The organism is Rivularia sp. PCC 7116 (genome assembly GCF_000316665.1).
Taxonomy (GTDB): Bacteria; Cyanobacteriota; Cyanobacteriia; order Cyanobacteriales; family Nostocaceae; genus Rivularia.
In genome coordinates this window covers 6,843,983-6,864,624 of record NC_019678.1, presented here as the reverse complement: position 1 = coordinate 6,864,624, position 20,642 = coordinate 6,843,983, and the positions used below count along the sequence as shown (strand labels likewise).

Sequence of the window (20,642 nt, the reverse complement as noted above, 5' to 3'; positions counted from 1 at the left end):
CAGCGGTATTGAAAATGGTGCAAAAGGTGAACTGTAACGCACCTCTGCGACTTAGCCACCAACAACCAACAACTATCAACTATCAATTAACAACCAATAACACCATCACTCCTCCTCATCCAACTCAACCAAAGCCGGATTTTTCTTCTCAGCCCAGATTGTCAGCACTTTAGCACGGGATTCTACTTTACAATCATCTGTGGGACATTTAGTAAATGCATCCCGTGCTAATCGCCAATTTTTTAATTTTGCAGAAGTTTCGGCGATGGAAGTTAAAACCGAGGCTTTGGAAGATGAATCTTGAATTTGGTTGGCAGCTTTGAGTGCTTTTTCCAGCAGTGAGATGGCTTTTTCAGAAGAATTCAATTTCGCAGAAGTTTCGGCGATGGAAGTTAAAACCCAGGCTTTGGAAGATGAATCTTGAATTTGGTTGGCAGCTTTGAGTGCTTTTTCCAGCAGTGAGATGGCTTTTTCAGAAGAATTCAATTTCGCAGAAGTTTCGGCGATGGAAGTTAAAACCCAGGCTTTTTTATTTGAATCTTGAATTTGGTTGGCAGCTTTGAGTACTTTTTCCAGTAGTGGGATGGCTTTTTCAGAAGAATTCAATTTCGCATAAGCTTCGGCGATGGAAGTTAAAACCGAGGCTTTTTTATTTGAATCTTGAATTTGGTTGGCAACTTTGAGTGCTTTTTCCAGCAGTGAGATGGCTTTTTCGGAAGAATTCAATTTCGCATAAGCTTCGGCGATGGAAGTTAAAACCCAGGCTTTGTAAGATGAATCTTGAATTTGGTTGGCTGCTTTGAGTGCTTTTTCCAGAAGTGCGATGGCTTTATCGGAAGAATTCAATTTCGCAGAAGTTTCGGCGATGGAAGTTAAAACCGAGGCTTTGTAAGATGAATCTTGAATTTGGTTGGCAGCTTTGAGTACTTTTTCCAGTAGTGAGATGGCTTTATCGGAAGAATTCAATTTCGCATAAGCTTCGGCGATGGAAGTTAAAACCCAGGCTTTGTAAGATGAATCTTGAATTTGGTTGGCAGCTTTGAGTGCTTTTTCCAGCAGTGAGATGGCTTTTTCAGAAGAATTCAATTTCGCAGAAGTTTCGGCGATGGAAGTTAAAACCGAGGCTTTGCTATGTGAATATTGAATTTGGTTGACAGCTTTAAGTGCTTTTTCCAACAGTGAGATGGCTTTATCGGAAGAATTCAATTTCGCATAAGCTTCGGCGATGGAAGTTAAAACCGAGGCTTTTTTATTTGAATCTTGAATTTGGTTGGCAGCTTTGAGTGCTTTTTCCAGCAGTGGGATGGCTTTTTCAGAAGAGTTCAATTTCGCATAAGCTTCGGCGATGGAACTTAAAACCGAGGCTTTTTTATTTGAATCTTGAATTTGGTTGGCAGCATTGAGTGCTTTTTCCAGAAGTGCGATCGCCTTATCTTCTTTTTCCAACTTGATATAAATCTTGGCAATCTCACTTAAAGCACTAGCTTTGGCAAATGAATCTTCTTGAATTTGATTATCAATTATCTTCAACGCCAACTTTAAATTATCATCTTTAACAAACGCTATTGCAGTTCCCCCAACATATCTATCTGAAACCCGCTTACTCAAACTTTCCAATTCCCACCTAACCTGCTGAATTTGTCCCCCAGGAGTTTGCAACCAAGAAAATACCGAAACAACTACCAACAACACCACAGTAAATATCGCAGTATAACCTTGATAACGTCGCCGACTCTTAGTTAACAACTTCTCCTTTTGACTGCGATTGCTTCCCCACATCAAATAAGGTTTCTGTCGCTCAATTAACCATAACTCTCGTAAACTAAACAAATAACGAGAACTGCAATTATTCCCTAACCATTCATTTACCCGTCTATCTAACAACTGATTGGCTTTATCTGCATCGGAAAGTTCTTTCCCTGCTAACCGCGTCAAAGCTGGGATAAGTTTCTCATGGGCTAATTCGTAACCAGTCTTACCTTCATTCTCTACCGGAGTAATTAAGCGCACATCTCCCCGCGCTAACCAAGTGACGGCTTGTTGTACTTCCGCAGCACTAATATCTCCTTTGAGTTTGCTTTGTAATTCAGCTAAACTCAACATTCCCGCTCTTAACTGACGCTCTAAATCCGTCAGCGCTAGCAATACTTTCACCGCAGCTTGTCGCTGTGCGGATGTGATTATAGTATCTAAAGTCCGTTGGAGAAAGCGAGTCAGCAAACCTTCAATACCGCCAAATTTCAGAAAAGCTAGTCGGTTGAAAGCCCGCAATTCTGATGTTTTTTGCTTTTCTATCATCCAACAGAGAATCTGCAAATCAACAGGAGAAATTAACCCATCTTGGTTTGCGAGTTGTTTCTCTGCTAATTCCTTGACAAAAGATTTATCAAATTCCAGCTTTTCTGTTTCTGCAATTACTTCCAGAACCTTTGCAGCTTCCTCTGGTGAAAACTTTTCTAAGGGGAATACCTCATTATTTCCGGGAGAATAATTTAAAGCTCGCTGTAATTCGTCCATACGAAAATATAAATCGCTGCGGATAGCAAAGACAATTTTTACTTTTGATGGAGCAGAATACCACTGCTTTAATGCATTAAGAAAAGGTTCGCGGTCTGTTTTTTGTTTAAAATGGACGAAAAATTGCTCAAATTGGTCAAATATCAGAATTAATGGTTTTGATGCGCCTTTTGTTGCTTGAGATAATAGTGTGAGAAAATCGCTGTCTTGAAGTTCTTCTTTTGATAACTTTAACTGCTCGGTAAATGCTTTACGTACCGTAGCAACAGGTTCATCATTAGCAAACCGCACGTAAACACCGCGATGAGTTGCTGATTCTGTAAGTAATTTGGGTAACAAACCCGCTTGCAAAAACGAAGTCTTACCACAACCAGTTTCTCCCATCAAAATACCGAACCGGAAACTACTATTAGTAATAGAATTCAAGCAATCTTGCAAACTTCTTTCTCGCTGCAACTTACTAAAAATTTCTGCATCGTCTTTTGTAAAAGCCCGCAATCCTTTAATTGCTTCCCGCTCGATAAAATCTGCTTTATCCGTTGTTGATAAAGGTGGTTTTGTTCGCACTGCTACAATTACAGCAGCAACGAAAATGATTCCTACAAGGAACGGAAATAAACTTGTATATTCATCAGGTAAAGATATTTTAAAAAAGCTTTTCAAAAAGTGCGGATTAACAAATAAAATCAGTGCTGCATCGATTAGCAACAATAAAGTAAACCAATTGCGACTACGAATTAATTCAGCTACCCACTTGGCAAAATGAGCAAGTTCTTCGGTTGTCTTCCTGAGAACATCTTGAGAAGGTGGTGGAGAATCAGTACTCATGCTTACCTTGTATAACAATCAGCAGTTATTACAAGGTCATATTCTTTGTAAGTCAATGGAAAATCAAGATTTTTCAATACATACAATTAAAGTAAATATACGAGTATCTAATTTCAATTAAATTAACTGCTAATGCTATTTTTCCAATTTTCATACCTGAAGTGCATAAGTTGATAGAATCTAACACTATAGGAATCCGTTTTGAATATTGAAAAATACGTAGGGTGTGTTGTCGCGGAGCGCAACGCACCATCGGGTATTGGTTCCGGTGCGTTAGGCTAAAGCCGTAACACACCCTACAAATACCTAATTTTATTCAGAAATCAAACCGGATTCCTATATAAACGTAAATGTTAACTTTCTAAGCTTAATATCCTTTCAGTAAACAGGTATGACTCAATGCAGATAACAAAACCGTCAATACCTAAGTTCTATCTTTGTTATCTGACGAACATTTGTTGTAGTTGCTATAGCTAGTAAATAACTTGATATGTGAAGTTTATGAATATTAAAACAGTTTGCGTAATTGGGGCTGGTGTAAGCGGTTTAGTTGCGGCTAAAACTTTCCTTGAAGAAGGTTTTGACGTTACGGTATTGGAGAAAAAAGCAGGGCTTGGAGGTGTTTGGGAAAAGTCGAGCAGTTATCCAGAGGTGAAAACTCAAAGTAGTCGCGACACATACTGCTTTTCGGATTATCCCATGCCTGAAGATTATCCACAATGGCCTAATGGCGAGCAGGTACGTGCATATTTACAGTCTTATGCGGATAATTTTGGAGTAAGCGAAAGAATTCGTTTTCAAGCAAATGTTACCGATATTTCCAGAAAAACAGGGGAAGAAGCTTTATGGGTGGTTAGTTTCAAAATTAACCACGAAGATGAAGTAAAAGAACAAAAACAGGAATTTGATTTTGTTTTAGTATGTAATGGCGTGTTTAATATTCCGAAATTTCCTACAATTCCTGGAAATGAAGAGTTTATTGCAGCAGGAGGAAAAATACTACATTCGATTGAGTTTAAGGACACTTCTTTAATTAAAGATAAGCGAGTTGTAGTTGTCGGTTTTGGTAAATCCGCTTGCGACATCGCCACATTTGCAGTTGATAAAGCAAAAGAATCTACTTTAGTTTTTCGACGTGCTTTATGGAAAATTCCTCATTTTTTCTTGAATAAAATTCAATTTGAGAATATTCTATTCACACGTTTTGCAGAACTTTGGTTGCCAGTTCGTAAACCAGAGGGAATTGAAAAATTACTTCATAGCGTAGGAAAACCTTTGGTGTGGGCTTTTTGGCGGTTTAACGAATTAGTTTTACGCAAACAGTTTAATCTTGAAGGTAGCAGTTTACTGCCAGCAGAGTTAATGAATAAAACCCTTTCTTGCTCTGCTAATTTAGCTCCAGAACATTTTTATGAATACATTCATTCAGGAAAAATCAAGGCGAAAAAAGCGAGTATAGCTAAATTTGTTTCTGATGGTGTAGCGCTTGATTCTGGCGAAAAATTGCAGGCTGATGTAGTAATTTTTGGTACCGGTTTTTATCAAGATATACCTTTTATAGAGCAAAAGTATCGTCAATTAGTTATGGATGAAAAAGGTAATTTTAAGATGTTTCGCAATCTTATTCATCCAGATATTCCCAACATGGGTTTTTTAGGCTATAACTCTAGTTTCTTTTGTCCGCTGACATCAGAAATTGGAGCTTGGTGGTTAGCAGAATATGTCAAAGGAAACCTAGTTTTACCAACACCATCTCAAATGCGCGAAGAAATGGATAAACGATTGGGTTGGAGTATAAATAATTTACCTCCTGCTTTTGCTTATGGTAGTTGTGTTGCTCCTTTGAGCTTTCATTATTTAGAAGATTTAATCGAAGATATGGGCTTCAAAATTTTTGGGAAAGGAGCTAAACCGCTACAAGGAATGATGGAAAGAATCAAACCATCTGCATACCAAAAAATTCGACAGCAATTACGCAGTAAAAAGCCTTCGGTAAAAAATACTTTGGCAAAAGAAGCTGTAAATTTGAGTTAAAAATTAGATTTCATTAATTCCAAACCGATAACCTTTACCATAAACGCTATGAATTAACTGCGTTTCACCTTTGACTTCAATTTTTCTTCTTAAAAGGCGAACTAACGCTGCAATCACATTACTGCTGGGTTGTTCGTCTTCTTCCCATAAATGCTGCATAATCTGCCCATGAGTTAGTAGTAAACCAGGATTCTCCATCAAGTATTGCAACAATTTACTTTCTTTTTCCGATAATTCAATAACTCTGCCTTGACGATAAGCTATTTGATTTTGTGCGTCTAATTCTAAGTCTTCTACAACAATCCTTTTATTTGTATTTGTATATTCTTCCACTCCTGCACGGCGCAATAAAGCTCTGACTCTTGCTAGTAATTCCCGTAATTCAAAAGGTTTTACTAAGTAATCATCAGCACCTGCATCTAAGCCTTCTACTCTATCATCTAAAGTATCCTTTGCAGTCAGAAACAATACTGGTGTTGTCATACCTTGCTGTCGTAATTGCCGACAAATTTCTAAACCAGTTTTTCCCGGCAGCATCCAGTCTAAAATAAACAAATCATAATTACCTTCTCTTACAAGTTCGCTTCCGGTTGTGCCATCAAATGCGGCATCAACGCTATAGCCTTCGTGAGTTAACAAGCGAGTCAAAGGGTTGGTAAGTTCGGTTTCGTCGTCAACTATCAAAATTCGCATTTTTCTTATTTTAGATTGTAGATTTTGCAGAAAGTTATTGGAGTCATTTTCCATCCCAGCAAACTTTCTAAAACAGATTTTGGATTAATAAATATATTCAGATACTAAATAAATGGTAGGTTAAAAAGAGATGATGAGATAGGAGGATGGTAAGAGTAGTCGCGTGGTGAATAGTCTTCCTCCGTTAAGCGAACTAACGAACCCAAAGGGAGAGACAAGGGGAACTGAAAAAAATATTACTCAAGAAAAATCATTAACAACTAACAACTAACCACTAACAACTAATTATGTTAACTGTTGCATTACCAAAAGGCGAACTTCTGAAAAACAGTATTCGTTTACTAAAATCTGTAGGTTTAGATTTTAGCGCTTTTCTAGATTCGGGAAATCGCCAATTACAAATATTGGATGCTAGCGGAAAAGCTAGGGGAATTAAGGTAAGAGTCTCTGATGTACCAGTTTATGTAGAATACGGACAAGCACAATTGGGTATTGTTGGTGATGATGTACTGCGAGAGAAGAAGCCAAAAGTCGCACGTCTAGTTGATTTAGGTTTCGGTGGTTGTCGGATGTCGGTAGCTGTAAAAGCTTCGAGTGCTTACAAATCGCCTTTAGATTTACCTACTGATTGCAGAGTTGCATCTAAGTTTGTCAATTCAGCCCGCGATTATTTTCAAAGCTTAGATTTACCTGTGGAAATTATACCGCTTTATGGTTCTGTAGAACTAGGACCAATTACCGGAATGTCAGAAGCGATTGTTGATATAGTCGCTACCGGAAAAACTTTAAAAGAAAATGGCTTAGTTGAAATCGCGACTTTATATGAAAGTACCGCGATGTTAATTGCTAATCCTTTAAGTTACCGTCTTAATAAAGATGGCATGAGTGAATGGATTAATCGGTTACGAGAAGAAGTCATGAGTGAAAAGGCAGGAGTTAAAGGTTAAAGGCTAAAATTATTTAGGACTTACGCAACCGGCACATTCTTCTTGTAGGGTGCTGTGACACTTTGAGCAACTGCGAACGTAGTAACAATATTTTCAGTGTCACGCACCAGCCAGTTATTATGACAATTGCGTAAGTCCTGTTATTGACGTTGCTGAATCCGGGTATGAATTTATTTTTTCCTTCATAGTGATGCCCCCTAAATCCCCACTTCGGGGGACTTTCAATATCTTCTTACCATATAAGTAGTTTGGCGTGAAAAAATAAAGGTATGTCATTACGAGTGAAACGAAGTAATCGCAAGGACTACAGGAGGATTTACATTTTGTTACATGATTGCGTTTATTTGTGCCGACTTACTTAATTGGCGGCTCGCGGAGGCAATTAATACTTTTAATCAGCAACGCCAAATTATTTTTGTCTTCCTTCTCTTCACTTTCTTCCCCACTTACAGCAGCACATCATATGACAAAACTAACTGTTGATTTTGATAGCAATGCACCAATTGCAGGGACTGAATATGATGATATAGCTCCACTGGTTTTACCTGGTTATGAAGCTATGCATCAAATGGTTTTGGCTTGTTTGCAAGCTAAATTATCTTTCGGAGCTAATTTATTAGTTGTGGGTGCTCGTAAAGCAATTTTGGCAAGAAACCGGAATATCGGAAGCGAAGAAAGCAGAAATTTTAGCTCAGTTTTCTGCACTCACCTCAAAAAAAATGTAGTATCCCCTTGACATATTTGTAGTATCTTGTGTAGTATTAAATTACAAGGGTAATACAGCCGCACCTAGGGGCTGATATGAACCCATCAGAACCATGAAAATTGAATTGCCATATATGGGGGAGTAACTCAGTTGATTAGAGTATTCCCATCACTGCTACTAATGCAGAGATATTGTAATAGCAACACCACAGGCTCCCAAGTATTTTTCCAGATATCTTATGGAAATACCTCTGGTGAACAAATCTTAGTCTCTGCGTTTATGGTGCCGTAGGCAAATTGGTAAAGCCAGCTGTCTTACCCTTCGGGAAGGCTTCGCCTACAAGCAGGAGACTGCGGGTATATCCTTGTGGACACGCTTCGCTGACAATCCTGTAGGCAGTGCCATATGGGTTGGTATCCAAGTCTGGTTGAAGGAAGCCGTCTGTAAAACGGATGCCTCTGTGCCACATAGGTATGTCCTTCGGACACGCTGAGCCGCACGCTCCGCGTGAACGCTAACAAATCCTACCCAGCCCACTATAGAGAGGTCGCTTGGTGAACAATTTCTGTCCTCTCCGCCTGAGAACGTGGTGTAATCGGATAACATTTCAGACTACGAATCTGAAGATTGTAGGTTCAATTCCTACCGTTCTCGTTGCATGGGGAAGATGTTGAAATGGCTAGCTTGAGATGCTGAACTAGACTAGTTCATTTGATAGTATCCATCTTTCCTTCTTTATCCCCCGGTAGCTCAGTTTTGGTAGTAGCACCTGCCTGTTAGCGCAGAGTGTCCGCCAAGACATAGAACCGCTTTGTCGTCAGTATCTCCCTCCGGGAGACGCTGCACTAACGACTCTAACCTGGGGGACTTTCATTGCCTTGTAGTCTAATTGGCAACACACCTCTCTTTGGAAGAGGTATTTCAGGTATCTCCCTTCGGGAGACGCTCCGCGAACAAACCCTGACGAGGCAGTTAAATCTTGCTCCCGTAGCCCAATTGGAAGAGGCGGCTGTCTTAGAAACAGTCTATGTGTGGGTTCGATTCCCACCGGGAGTATCGATATGCTGCTGTAGCCCAACTGGAAGAGGCGCTGGTCTTAGAAACCAGATGTTGTGGGTATCTCCCTCCGGTAGACGCTCCGCGAACAACTCCCACCAGCAGTATTATCCGGGTGTATTAAAATTTCAAATTTTGTCATTCGGATTCATGGGTCGTTAGCTCAATTGGCAGAGCATCCGGCTTTTAACCGGAAAGTTCAGAGTTCGAGTCTCTGACGACCCACATTATTCTAGGATTGTTAGCTCAGTAGGAAGAGCGTCCGCCTTTAAGCGGAAGGTCGCAGGTTCAATTCCTGCACAATCCATCTTTCTATTGGTGCGTGACGGCATGATGATAATTATAGGACTTACGCAGCTGGTACATTTCTGCTGTAGGGTGCTTGTACACAGATTAATTGTTAAGGGAATAATAAAGCAATCAGTGTACCGCACCACCCGAGTTGTGTGACGCGCAGCCTTAGTCCTGAATTATTTAAAACTTATGCAATTGTCGCAGGTCACGAATGGTGCGTGACGGCATGATGATAATTATTGATTGATGAAGATAAATTATTTTAGCCGTCACAGCACCCTACAGGAGAATTTATACCCATTAAGATTTGTGTAGCGATTGTCACAGGTAACGAATGGTGCGTGACGGCATGATGATAATTATTGATTGATCGAGATAAATTATTTTAGTCGTCACAGCACCCTACAGGAGAATTTATACCCATCAAGATTTATGTAGCGATTGTCGCAGGTAACGAATGGTGCGTGACGGCATGATGATAATTATTGATTGATCGAGATAAATTATTTTAGTCGTCACAGCACCCTACAGGAGAATTTATACCCATTAAGATTTGTGTAGTCAAGTACTAAGGCGTGTTTTCAAAATTCTACCAACTTGAATAAATCATTTCTAACTTTAGATACTAGTAATTTATATCAAAGTTAGACGATGCTGTTTAAATATTACCTTGAATAAAGTAAACTCGTTTAGATTAGATTAAAATTCACTTCAGTTCATGGCAGAAGAATCCGCAAACCGAGAAGCATTTATTCCTTACCGTCGTAGCGATATTATCAAGCTATGTTTAGATGATGGGCGTTTAAATGCTGCTGAGGCTCAAAAGTTTAAAGATTTTTGCGAAATTTTATCGTCATATTATCATTTTCGGTTCCACAAAACCCTGGAGACTATAAAAGATAATTATGTGCCTTTTAATCCAAATGCTGATGTTGAAGCTTTAGTTCCACCAAGTTTTGAAGAATATGATGCAATGGAATCCACTGTAGTTGATGGATTCAAGCATATTTTAGAAAGAGCTAACTATATTAAACTACCTGAATATGCTATTAAACAAGCTTTGGGAGAAACGTCTTTAATAGATTTAAAAACTGAAGTTGATTTTGATGATTTTGAGCAAGTTGTCTGCTATTACCGAGGAGATTCTTATAAAACGGTTACGCAGAAAAAATTATTCTTCTGGAAAAAAGAAAAGAGAATTGATATTTTTGAAAGAATTGTTTTACTGATTAAGTTTAAAGAAGCGGCTCATTTTGGTGCGAAGAAAGAAAAAAGTAAGGAGCTTAAATTTATCCCCGGCAAGATGTATCTTTATTTTTATAAAAATATTCCCAAGTTAGATATCGATTTGCTTTTTCCTAATGTTACCACTAGCATGAATTGGAAAGATAGATTATTGTTTGGGGTTCCAGCTATAGGTGCAGCAATTCCTTTGATTTTAAGGGCATTACCAAATCTATTGTTGCTTATTGCTGCAATTTTGCTAGCAATCAATGCAGAACCTTTGCTAGAAGAATTAGAAGTGGAACAATCTCAAGCTAGGAATATCATGCCGGTTTTAGTGGCTACTCTATCGTTAGGAATGGCTTTAGGTGGATTCGCTTTTAAACAATATAGCAATTATAAAAGTAAGAAAATAAAATTTCAAAAAGATGTCACGGAAACGTTATTCTTTAAAAACTTAGGCAATAATGATAGCGTATTTCAAACATTTATAGATTTAGCAGAAGAAGAAGAGTGTAAAGAAATAATTCTTGTTTATTACCATTTGCTGACTAGTGAAAATCAAATGGCACCCGAACAGTTAGATGCTCATATTGAAGCTTGGATGGAGAAAAAACTCGGCGCTGCAATTAATTTTGATATTCACGGACCTTTAGATAATTTAGCAAATATTTTCGGTAAAGTGATTACCAATGGTTTGTCTGAGGAAAATGTACCAGAAATTCCTTTATTAAGATATGACAAGGAAGGATTTTGCTATGTTCTTCCTCTTAATGATGCGAAAAAAGTTATCGATTATGTTTGGGATAATGCTTTTAATTACAACGGAATCGCTTTGTAAATCAGCTTATTTCGTACTCGATAAACCTTTATAGATATAAAGATTGACTGATACTTAGCTTGATAGATACTAATAGGAAATTAGATTATTTATAATTCATGAGTGAGCATAGCTCATCCCCTCCGGGCACCCACTCTCCTTATCAAGGAGAGGGAAGAGTATAGTTGAGGCTGTTTAGACGTAAATCTAATTCTTTCAAAGGTGTAATGTATACAAAATGCTGTGATAAGCCTAACATTGATAAAACTTATTTTTCAGTTTTTATACGTAAAATCAAAATTAACAACATGAACCGCAGCTAGTTGTCAGTATAAATTCTGAACTCATTTAGTAACAGTATAGGCTATATGTAGTATGTTATATCGCATCTACTACGTAACGGTGTACTTATTCTTCGATAATGCCGATCTTTTGCTAATTCAAGATTACTGGTTGAGACTTCAGCAACTTTGCATTTCGTCAAGATTTGTAAATTATTTTGATTCCAAGTTGCTCGTTGTTTTGCTCGTAGCAATAATCGCGATCGCAATGATAATTTTCTTTTTTAACAAAAAATTATTAGAAGCGAAGCAGGAATTAGAAAAAGAGATAATTGGGCGTAAAGAAGCTGAGGAAGTGCTGCTTTTAAGTCGAAATCGTTTAACATTACTCAACACTATTTTAACTGGTGTTCCTTTGGGAACTTCTGTAGAGCAGATAATAAGAAATACAATTCAACAACTTAATAAGCATTTTCCCGAGCTAAAGGCTTGTTTTTCAAATATAGATAATAATGGGATATTAACTGTTACTCATTCTGTTGAGACAGATAGCTCTAAACTTTTAGAAGGTTTTACCGCTGACTTAACTACGGCTCCAGATTATTTTTTTACTTTAGTAAATGGTCAGAAGTTTATAGTTGAAGATGTAGCACAAAATCAATGTTTAGTATCTTTAGCATCTGAAATTTTAAAAGTAGAAAATAAAGCTATTTTAGAAATACCCTTACGAGATTCGAGCGGGTTAGTTGGTGTAATTGGTTTATATTCTTCACAACCGCGACAGTGGAGCGAATATGAAATTAATACAATTACTGAAGTTGCTAACTATTTAATTGTAGCAATTAGAGATATTCAAACTCAGACAGAACATCGAAGAATTGAAGTAGAGCTTAGGGAAAGTGAAGCGTTTTTACGAACTCTTTACGAAGTAGCAGTTGCACGTAATTTTGATTTTGAGCAACGCATTCAATATTTATTAGCAATGGGATGTCAAACATTTGGTGTAGAGTTTGGCATCTTGGCACGCATTGAAGACAATCGCTATCACGTTAGTGTGGCACAGGCTCCCAACAATGTAATGTACCCAGGATATAGCGTAGAGTTGCAGCAAACTTTATCCAGCGAAGTACTGGAAAATGACGAACCTTTAATAATTGCACATAGTCAAAAATCACCTTGGTGCAATCATCCGGGCTATCTTAAATTTGGTATGGAATCTTATATGGGGGCGCGGGTATTAGTTACAGGCAAAGTTCATAGTACTCTTTCATTTTCTAGCCTCAAACCGCGACAGCAAAAATTTCAAAATACCTACAGAGAATTATTAAAATTAATGGCTCAATGGGTTGGCAGTCAGATTGAGCGAGAACAAGCCGAGCAAGCTTTAAAACAGCAATTTAATCGTGCTTTATTGCTTAAGCAAATTACCCATGAAGTTCGCCGTAGTTTAGATATAAAACAAATTTTTGACACTACTGCAATTCAAATTGCCAATGCTTTTAACGTCGATCGCTGCTTGATTCATCAGTATATAACCGGCTCAGTAACCAAAATTCCGACTGCGGTGGAATATTTAGAACCGGGGATACAATCAATGCGATATTATCAAATACCAATTGCTGGTAATCCTCATGCTGAAAAAATGCTATCTCAAGATAGCGCGATCGCAACTCCAAATGTTTTTGCAGAACCCTTGCTGAAATCGGAATTAGACATTTGTGAAAGAATGGAAATTAAGTCGATGCTGGCAATTCGTACTTCCTACCAAGGGGAAGCGAATGGCAGTATTGGGTTACATCAGTGCGATCGTTATCGTCAGTGGACTAGGGATGAAATAGAATTATTAGAATCTGTAGCCGCACAAGTAGGAATTGCTGTTGCTCAAGCTCGCCTTTTGCAACAAGAAACTCAGCAAAAACAAGAACTTACTATCAAAAATAGCCAACTCGAACAAGCAAAACAAGGTGCTGAAACTGCCAACCGCGCCAAAAGTGAATTTTTAGCAATGATGAGTCATGAAATTCGCACTCCTATGAATGCAGTGATTGGCATGAGCGGGCTGTTGCTCGATATGGATTTGACTCCCCGACAATTAGATTTTGTAGAAACTATTCGTAGTAGTGGTGATGCATTACTAACTATTATTAACGATATTTTGGACTTTTCTAAAATTGAATCGGGAAGGTTAGATTTAGAAAAACTTCCTTTCAACTTACGTAACTGTATAGAAGAGTCATTAGATTTATTAACTTCTCAAGCTGCGGATAAAAATTTAAATTTAGCCTATATGATTGATTCTCAAACTCCAACTTTGATTATTGGAGATGTAACGAGAGTAAGGCAAATTATAGTTAATTTACTCAGTAATGCAGTTAAATTTACCCAAGCTGGCGAGGTATGCGTTTCCGTTAGCGGCAGACAATTAAGCAGTGAACTATCTACAAATGATTATCAAATAAAATTTTCTGTTAGCGATACAGGAATTGGTATTCCCCAAGAGAAAATACAAAGATTATTTAAACCCTTTAGCCAGGTTGATGCTTCAATGACTCGTCAGTACGGCGGTACCGGATTAGGTTTAGCAATCAGCAAACGCTTAAGCGAAATTATGGATGGTACGATGTGGGTAGAAAGTACCGTAGGAGTCGGTTCTACCTTTCATTTCACAATTGCAGCACAATCGGTGGCGAGTGCCGGAATTAGCAATCTTGATAATATTCAACCACATTTATCTGGAAAACGGCTGTTAGTAGTAGATAGTAATGCAACTAATCGTAATATTCTGACTTTACAAATGGAGAAATGGGGAATAGTTGTTTTCGCCGCTTCAACTACTTCAGAAGCTCTGGAACTGGTTAATTCCCGAAAAGATTTCGATATGGCAATTATAGATATGCAAACACCGCAAGTGGATGGTTTAAATTTGGCTGCGGAGATTCATGGCGTACCTGGTTGCGAACAGTTGCCGATAGTGATGTTAAGCTCTGTTGATAGAGTAACTCAACAGCAGCTTGTAGCAAAATCGAAATTCGTAGCTTTACTAAACAAACCGATAAAACAGTCACAGCTATACGATACATGCGTTCGTATTTTATGTGGAAAACAAATATCTAATTTATCTTCCACATCCAAAGTTGATGATATGCAGTTAAGCGAGCAACTACCGTTACGCATTCTTTTAGTGGAAGACATGCCTCTAAATCAAAAAGTGGCTTTACATATGCTACAAAAATTGGGCTATAGCGCTGATGTTGCTGCCAATGGTTTAGAAGCATTAACCAGTCTGCGCCGTCAAGAATACGATATTGTTTTCATGGACGTACAGATGCCAGAAATGGATGGATTGCAGGCAACTCGCTGTATCTGTAAAGAATGGTCGCCTCCCTTACGCCCTTGGATTATTGCCATGACTGCTAATGCAATGCAAGGGGATAGGGAAGAATGTTTAAATGCTGGAATGAATGACTATTTAAGTAAACCCGTTCGTATTGATGCTTTAGTACAAGCTTTACACAATTACCAAAGCTTACGCCATTCATTTAATCCAGATTCCGATTCCACTGCTGTTTTTAATCGGGAGAAATCACAATTGAATTTTGACTCAGTTATTGATACTCAAATATTACAAGAATTAAGAGATATGGCTGGTGATGATGCTGATGAAATTGTAGCGGAATTAATCGATAGCTACCTTGAAGATGCACCCCCAAAGTTAAAAGAAATTGGGTGCTCGCTTGAACGAGACGATGCAGAACTTCTGCGTAATTCCGCTCACGCATTAAAGTCTTTAAGCGTGACAATTGGCGCAGTTTTACTTGCTCGGGTATGTACTGAATTGGAAGCTATAGGTCGTTCTGGAACGACATCCAATACTTCTAATTTAGTTAAACAACTCGATTTAGAGTACAAACAAGTAAAAACGGCTTTAAAACAACATTATCCTACCAGGAAAGCATCATGACTAATCCCGATTTTCAACAGAATCCACCGCAAATTCTCGTAGTAGATGACCAAAAGACTTTACGATTGGTACTACACAAGGCAATGGAGAAACAGGGGTATCAAATAATAGAAGCCTGTAACGGACAACATTGTTTAGATATTTGTCAGAAAGTTACACCAGACATGATTTTACTAGATGCTAGAATGCCCGGAATGGATGGGTTTGCCTGCTGTAGTAAATTACAAACTCTTATGGGCGATAACTGCCCACCAGTTTTGATGGTAACAGTTCTTGACGATCAAGAATCCATAGAACGAGCTTTCCAAGTAGGAGCAAGCGATTACATCACAAAACCCATTGATTGGGGAGTACTTGCACGCAGGGTAAATCGCTTATTAACATCTCGCTGGGCAATATTAGAAACTCGTCGTCAAATTGAAAGAGAATGCCGATTAACGGTAAGTTTGGAAACAGCAAATCGAGAATTACAAAATCTTGCTTCTACTGATGCATTAACTAAAGTAGCCAGTCGTTCTTATTTTAACGAGTACTTACAGCGCGAATGGAAACGATTGCAAAAGTATCAACTACCTTTATCTTTAATTATGTGTAAAATTGATTTTGCACAAATAGATAGTCAAGCTAAAGATAACGATTTATGCCATATTGCTGATATCATGCGTAAGTGTAAAAAGCGCTCAACCGATTTTATTGCCCGGTACAGTGATGAAATCTTTGTGATGATTTTAGCGAATACTGAAGCAGAAGAAGCAACAGAAGTAATCAAAATACTTCAAAACTCTATTGAATCATTAGATATACAAAACGAATATTTAAAAATTAGTTTTGGTACTGCCAGCATGATTCCCCTTGAAGAATCATCTGCATATCAATTAGTTAAAAATGCAGAACAACAGTTAGCAATCAATAATGAGAAATTAACAGAAATTACGCACCAATAACGTAATACCAATGCTGTATGAGTTGCACCATTTGCATACAAATTGATTCAAAATTGGGAAAATAAATTTGGGTAAATTGTTCGTGATTAATACTCGCGAACAATTTTTTTGCCTAAAGTTCGATAACTTATTTACGAATAGTGCGACACACGCGAACACGTCTTCTGATTATCCGTCCCTTTCTTCTTATTACTCTCCTTCTTCTTCTTTGGGCAATCAAAAGCTTTCCATTACTAGTTTGATTGAAAGCATTGTCTAAATTAACTGTTTTTAAGTTTGTACCAGTTGTAGAAACTGAAGAATTGTTAGTATTAAGTGCATAGCTTGGTAAAATACCTGCTGTTAAAGTTAGCATTGCACCAGTTACAATTGCAGCTACTTTATTTTTCATCGTTTTCTCCCTAATTATTAATAGGTGAGAGTAATTAGTTCTTATTCACCTTTAAAACTAGAAGTGGTTTCTCTAAGCTTCTTATTATTAATAGGTGAGAGTAATTAGTTCTTATTTACTTAAAGGTTAAGCGTAAGCGCTCACGCCGAAGGCGTGAACGCTTACACGAGCTTCAACTCAACCTACAAATATCAATCATTGTGGTACCCTTCAAGCTTATGTGGGGTTCGTGGTAGCGCTTGTGCGCCTGCGAATTCCTTAATATGAGAGGCTAAAGCCCAACTACGAACCTTGATTACCCCGGCGCAAGGAATATTTATTTTATAATTAACAGTAGCCGTTACATACCTTGCAAATACTACCCCAGATAGATAATATACATACCGCCAATATATAAAACAATTAACCCCAAAACATCATAGGTAAGATATAACCTCGATGGTCGTGTTGCACGGTAAATTAATCCTACAATCGCTAAGGAAGTCATCATCATTGCGATAACCGCAGTGAAAATATGTACATTGCCTATTTTTGTCCACAAATCACCTTTGGTATAAGCAACGTCATAAACTCCCAAAATTGCCATATTGAAAATATTGGAACCAAAAACATTGGAAATTGCTAAATCAACAGCATCCAATCGTACAGCAGCTATGCCAGCAGCAACTTCAGGAAGCGATGTAGTAATAGCGAGTAATAATGAACCGATAAAGCTTTCTTCCAATCCGGTTGCTTGAACAACTTTGTCTCCCAACCAAGCTAACCACACACCCAGCACTACTATTGCTAATGAAGATAAAGCAAACATTAAATATGCTTTGCGCGGTTTGATATGTTCGTATTCAAAAGCTTCACTTTCCTGCTCTAATACTTCGCTACGCCGCCTCCTTTCAAACTTAGCAATCAAACGAGCGCTAATTAAGTAAAGCAGTATTAGTATAAAACTAGGAACGCCAATCCAACCAATCATTGGATGTATATTTCTCTGAGCTAAAAATATTCCACAGCCAGCAACACCTAATAGCAAAGAACCTAAACCAGCCGCCAAACCGTGACTTACCTGGGCTTGCTGAAACAGCGGACCTCCGCCAGTATAAATATCTAATATTGCCAGAATCATTAAATTAAATAAACAACTGCCAAAAATACCTCCTGCTGCTAAATCCGGTGCATCGAGATAATTCACAGCACTTACACCAGTAGCTAATTCAGGCAAAGAAGTACTTCCAGCCAGTAAAATAGCGCCTACCCAGTTACGTCCCAAACCACTCTTCTCAGCCACCATATCGGCGCTTTGCGAAAGTTTTGAACTCACTACTATCACCAGCGCTATACATATAATGACTTGAATCCAAAGCATTTAGGACTATCTCCGCGATGAGCTGTTTATCAGATGATATGTTATTACTTCACGACCCAATTTGTAAGGTATTTATTCGCAATAGTTAACAGTTAACAGTTACGAGTAAATAGTTAGAAGTTAAGATTTAAAAGTTATTTAACCTCTCACTTCACCTTTTGCCCTTATCCTACATCTCCCAATACTTGTCGGTTAAGACGAGATCCTCCCTAGCCCTCCTGTTTATTGGAGGGAAATAAGCTACGCCACTTACTACAACGGAGGAAGCCTCCGCAACGTAGTGGCTCCCCTTTTTTCAGGGGGTTGGGGGATCTGAAAACGAGTTTAATTTGCTTAACCGAGTAGTATTGCTACATATCCCCATCCCTCACTCGACCTTTTCCATATTTACCAACCGAGGGTAAGGCAAATGATATTTAGAAAATACTCGTTTTGCTCTTTTTGTCAAGTCGGTTTTGTAAATGAATTCGTCTCGCGCATCTAAAGGATAGCTTTTCAATTGGAATAAGGTTCCCCAGTTTTTCTCTTCTAAAACTACTAGGATGGGAAGTTTTAAATAAGTATATTTACTTGTATATGCTACTCTATATAGTATCTTAGTTACTAAATCCGAATCTACTTCGTGGGCAAAATAAAACTCCGTAATTACTTGGGCTTCTAACTCGCCCATGTTGGCATTTGATACAGCATTTGTCCAGATTTTGTTGTGAGGTATTGTAACAACATTGTCTTCCGGGGTTTGCAAACGAATTCCTCTAAGTCCATAGCTTCTTACCTCGCCATAAAAATCTTCAATTTGAACGCGATCGCCAACTCGATAAGGTGCTTCAAATAAGCCGATGATTCCGGCTATGATAGAGCTTGCGTAGTCTTTGAAAGCAAACCCCAAAGCAACTGCAACAGTACCCGTGACTGCAACTAAATTGTCTCGGGATAAGTTTAAAAATAAGTTCATTAAGAAAATAATGGTGGTAGTCAAAACCATCATTCTTGCAAAAGGCAGAAATTGTTTAATTCGCAGTCGCCATTCTTTTGCTGCTTGTTCGGATAGCCAAACGACTAATTTGTCAACCACCTTAATCGTGATATAAGCAATAGCAACAACAATCAACCCTTGACTAATTTTCCAAGTTGTAATTTCTGTAATAATTTGTTTAGTTTGTTCTGCGGTTTCTTTCGCTGCCTCATCGGCTGATTGAGCAAAAACCAGTGGGTAATGGGTAATTGGTAATAGGTAATTGGTAACGAGTAATTGGTAATTAGAAGATACAAAAGTGTACAACATTAAAAAAAAGTTCTATAAGTGATTGCGTAACTATTACATAAATTATTGTTTGATTTGAATATAATATATTAAAATTTATTGATTTTGTTTCAATTACCAATTACCAATTACCCATTACAAATTAATCAGTTTCATAGATAATAAAATTATTATTTGATAATTCATTTTTAATTCGAGGATAATGAATCGGGTTAATAGTTAGTATCCCATTCTTCTGCTCAAGTAAACCTTTACGACGCAACATTTGTACTCTGCCTTTAACAAAAGATTTTTCGTCTCCCAAACTTTGACTGAGTCCAGCTAATGTTAAATCACCGTGTAATAATACCGAATATAAAATATAGTGCTCGTCAGCATCCAAACGGGTTAAATTAGGTAAATCCGGATTTTGCGCTTCTAAAATTTCTTGTGTTTCTTCTTTCTCATCTGCTTCTTGAGGCTCATAACAAATTGAACGTAAAAAAACTTGTACGGCTACAGTGTTAACACCTTCACTTACAGCAGCCAATCTCCGGAAATACCGATTTTGATAAGTTTCATTTTCTTCTGAGTTAGAAAAATCAATATTAGACTTAGCAAAAGTAATATCAAATTCAGAAATAATCGGTTCCAACCATTCTCCTAACTGTTCTCCTGTTAGCTCGGGTAATTCTAAAGATTCACCACAATAAGCTTTAAAATGGGATACATGATTAAGGTATTCCCAACCAACTTTACCTGCACCAATCACCCAAAATCTAGAGTCATCTTGAAGCAGCACATCTTGTAGATAATCGATTCCTTCCAAGCCATCAACGCAACGCAAAAAACACCAGCTTAAATTAGGAATAACAACTATTTCTGGTTGCTTCGATTCTGCTGCCACTATTCCTCTACCAAGTTGCTGCTGTAATCTTGTTTTGATACTTTCAACTTCTTGTGGTCTACTTATCCACTGTAGAGGCAATAGTTTGATTTGCTTTTCCAATGCCCAATCTTGCAAACTTTCAATTAGTATGCGCGATACAGTTGTTACCGGAGAACTTAAAATTATCAAAGAATTATCAGCAACTTGGGGATTATTGCGCCATTTTTCAAAAGCTTCATCTAAAGTTGACTGAATCGCTTCCAAATCTGGATTATCAATAGGTAGCTTATCCATAGCTGCTAGCAAATCGGATGCTAACGAAGGTGGTAATTCAGTTAAAGACCTTTCAGGCTCTTGCGTTTCTTGTTCGTCAGTCGAAAACCTAGACAGCAATAATTTCCGATTCTCAAGCAACCAGGTGTGAAATTTATTAAAAAGTGTACCCATTCCAGCT

The 20,642-nt window shown here is 38.0% G+C and carries 12 protein-coding genes and 6 tRNA genes; 12 read left to right on the top strand and 6 right to left on the bottom strand.

The window, feature by feature from the left end:
* Nucleotides 1-105: 105 nt before the first annotated feature.
* Nucleotides 106-3,345 (bottom strand): tetratricopeptide repeat protein, encoded by a 3,240-nt coding sequence (locus tag RIV7116_RS34240; RefSeq protein WP_015121388.1) that lies wholly within the window; start codon nucleotides 3,343-3,345, stop codon nucleotides 106-108.
* Nucleotides 3,346-3,846: 501 nt separating this feature from the next.
* On the opposite strand from RIV7116_RS34240, the gene RIV7116_RS26415 reads away from it, so the two are divergent.
* The gene (locus RIV7116_RS26415) at nucleotides 3,847-5,379 is read left to right on the top strand and encodes an NAD(P)/FAD-dependent oxidoreductase (protein WP_015121387.1); all 1,533 of its coding nucleotides are present in this window, start codon (nucleotides 3,847-3,849) and stop codon (nucleotides 5,377-5,379) included.
* 3 nt (nucleotides 5,380-5,382) lie between these two features.
* Here the strand turns inward: RIV7116_RS26415 and rppA are convergent, their stop codons facing one another.
* A complete protein-coding gene (gene rppA, locus RIV7116_RS26410) occupies nucleotides 5,383-6,072 on the bottom strand; it encodes a two-component system response regulator RppA (protein ID WP_044292382.1) in 690 nt (229 codons plus the stop codon).
* Between the two features lie 287 nt (nucleotides 6,073-6,359).
* On the opposite strand from rppA, the gene hisG reads away from it, so the two are divergent.
* From hisG to RIV7116_RS26360, 11 genes are all read left to right on the top strand, one after another.
* On the top strand, nucleotides 6,360-7,019 hold the full coding sequence (gene hisG, locus RIV7116_RS26405; RefSeq protein WP_015121385.1) for an ATP phosphoribosyltransferase: 660 nt from the start codon (nucleotides 6,360-6,362) through the stop codon (nucleotides 7,017-7,019).
* A 346-nt stretch (nucleotides 7,020-7,365) separates the two neighbouring features.
* On the top strand, nucleotides 7,366-7,755 hold the full coding sequence (locus RIV7116_RS26400) for a hypothetical protein (protein ID WP_157229335.1): 390 nt from the start codon (nucleotides 7,366-7,368) through the stop codon (nucleotides 7,753-7,755).
* Nucleotides 7,756-8,132: 377 nt separating this feature from the next.
* Nucleotides 8,133-8,261 (top strand) — tRNA-Tyr (locus RIV7116_RS36090).
* A 44-nt stretch (nucleotides 8,262-8,305) separates the two neighbouring features.
* Nucleotides 8,306-8,379: transfer RNA gene (locus RIV7116_RS26395), tRNA-Arg, on the top strand.
* Nucleotides 8,380-8,706: 327 nt separating this feature from the next.
* Nucleotides 8,707-8,781: transfer RNA gene (locus RIV7116_RS26390), tRNA-Leu, on the top strand.
* Between the two features lie 7 nt (nucleotides 8,782-8,788).
* Nucleotides 8,789-8,888, top strand: a tRNA-Leu gene (locus tag RIV7116_RS26385).
* Nucleotides 8,889-8,933: 45 nt separating this feature from the next.
* Nucleotides 8,934-9,006 (top strand) — tRNA-Lys (locus RIV7116_RS26380).
* Between the two features lie 10 nt (nucleotides 9,007-9,016).
* A tRNA-OTHER gene (locus RIV7116_RS26375) sits at nucleotides 9,017-9,088 on the top strand.
* 705 nt (nucleotides 9,089-9,793) lie between these two features.
* Nucleotides 9,794-11,140 carry a TMEM143 family protein gene (locus tag RIV7116_RS26370; RefSeq protein WP_015121383.1) on the top strand — a complete coding sequence of 449 codons (1,347 nt, stop codon included), beginning with the start codon at nucleotides 9,794-9,796 and terminating at the stop codon, nucleotides 11,138-11,140.
* A gap of 354 nt (nucleotides 11,141-11,494) precedes the next feature.
* Nucleotides 11,495-15,361, top strand: coding sequence for a response regulator (locus RIV7116_RS26365; RefSeq protein ID WP_015121382.1), 3,867 nt, complete (start codon nucleotides 11,495-11,497; stop codon nucleotides 15,359-15,361).
* Nucleotides 15,358-16,305 (top strand): response regulator, encoded by a 948-nt coding sequence (locus RIV7116_RS26360; protein ID WP_015121381.1) that lies wholly within the window; start codon nucleotides 15,358-15,360, stop codon nucleotides 16,303-16,305. The genes RIV7116_RS26365 and RIV7116_RS26360 overlap by 4 nt, the downstream gene beginning before the upstream one ends.
* 127 nt (nucleotides 16,306-16,432) lie before the next feature.
* Here the strand turns inward: RIV7116_RS26360 and RIV7116_RS26355 are convergent, their stop codons facing one another.
* From RIV7116_RS26355 to RIV7116_RS26340, 4 genes are all read right to left on the bottom strand, one after another.
* Entirely contained in the window at nucleotides 16,433-16,696 is a 264-nt protein-coding gene (locus RIV7116_RS26355; RefSeq protein WP_015121380.1) for a hypothetical protein, read from the bottom strand.
* A 358-nt stretch (nucleotides 16,697-17,054) separates the two neighbouring features.
* The gene (locus tag RIV7116_RS26350; protein ID WP_015121379.1) at nucleotides 17,055-18,056 is read right to left on the bottom strand and encodes a sodium:calcium antiporter; all 1,002 of its coding nucleotides are present in this window, start codon (nucleotides 18,054-18,056) and stop codon (nucleotides 17,055-17,057) included.
* A 367-nt stretch (nucleotides 18,057-18,423) separates the two neighbouring features.
* Entirely contained in the window at nucleotides 18,424-19,341 is a 918-nt protein-coding gene (locus RIV7116_RS26345; RefSeq protein WP_015121378.1) for a mechanosensitive ion channel family protein, read from the bottom strand.
* Nucleotides 19,342-19,462: 121 nt separating this feature from the next.
* On the bottom strand, nucleotides 19,463-20,635 hold the full coding sequence (locus RIV7116_RS26340; protein WP_015121377.1) for a MarR family transcriptional regulator: 1,173 nt from the start codon (nucleotides 20,633-20,635) through the stop codon (nucleotides 19,463-19,465).
* Nucleotides 20,636-20,642 lie beyond the last annotated feature (7 nt).